This window comes from Actinomadura roseirufa, from assembly GCF_900659635.1.
GTDB classification, from domain to species: domain Bacteria; phylum Actinomycetota; class Actinomycetes; order Streptosporangiales; family Streptosporangiaceae; genus Spirillospora; species Spirillospora roseirufa.
This window is the reverse complement of sequence record NZ_CAACVB010000574.1, coordinates 1-976: the sequence shown is the minus strand read 5'-3', so window position 1 is coordinate 976 and position 976 is coordinate 1. Positions and strand designations below refer to the sequence as shown.

The 976-nt window shown below is 77.6% G+C and carries 1 protein-coding gene and 1 pseudogene; both read right to left on the bottom strand.

Going from position 1 to position 976, the window contains the following annotated elements; all coding sequences use genetic code 11:
* Positions 1-693: ferric reductase-like transmembrane domain-containing protein (locus tag E1291_RS41485; RefSeq protein ID WP_207401280.1), on the bottom strand; the 693-nt coding region annotated here is incomplete at its 3' end.
* Positions 674-976, bottom strand: a pseudogene (locus E1291_RS43030) (hypothetical protein); the annotation flags it as partial. The pseudogene E1291_RS43030 and the gene E1291_RS41485, both read right to left, overlap by 20 nt.

Sequence of the window (976 nt, the reverse complement as noted above, 5' to 3'; positions counted from 1 at the left end):
GGGCGCGTGCCGGGCCCGGACGGCGGCGGGGCCCGGCGCACCGGCCCCCGCGCGCCGGACGTCCCGCGGCCTGACCACGACGACCATGCGGGTGACCAGCGCGAGCGCGACCGCCGCGACGCTCAGCACGTAGCTCAGCGTCACCCAGTCCGCCGCGGTCCGCCCCGCGGTCAGGCCGTGCGCGATCGCGACCGGCCACGACACGTAGGCGGCGGAGTGCAGCGTCCGCCACACCCAGGGCCGCCCGCGGAACGCGAAGCGCGCGCGCAGCATCCCCGTGACCGCGATCAGGAGCATCAGCTCGAACGCGAGGGTACCGAGCCCGACCGGGTCCGGTCCGGGCACGAAGACCTGCTCCGGTACCGCCAGGCCCGCCAGCTCCTTCACCGCGACGTGCGCGACCACCATCGCCGTCGCCAGCACGGCCGAGGCGCGGTGGACGCCCTGCGCCAGCACCCGGTGCCGGATCCCGAGGATCAGCCGCTCGGTCGCCAGCAGCCCGCTCATCACGGCGGTGGTCAGCGCGAGCAGCGTGAACACGCCCGCGTAGAAGGAGAGGAAGTACTGCACGTTCGCGGCCGCCACGGCACCCGGCGGGGTGGCCGCGCCGACCAGGACCAGCAGCGCGCCCGCGAGCACCGCGCGCGGCGCCCACGTCGGCACGACCGGATCGTCACTGTTGCGTGTTCGCACCGCTCGGACTCCTCGTCTCGGTCGTGGACGGCGCCGGCGCGCCGCCCGGGGCTGGGCCGTCCTTCGGCGGAACCGGCGAGGACGGCGGGGGCACGGGAACGTCCGCGGCGGGCACCGGGCCGAGGTTGGCCAGCAGTCCCCCCGGGAGCACCTGGAGGGCGCCGCGCTCGGCGTAGCCGAGCAGCGGCCGGGCCCGTTCCCGGAACGTCCAGCCGCCGAGCCGCGCCCCGTCGAGCGGGACGGGCTCGGCGCCGCGCCGCAGGCCGAACCCGACCTCGGCGCG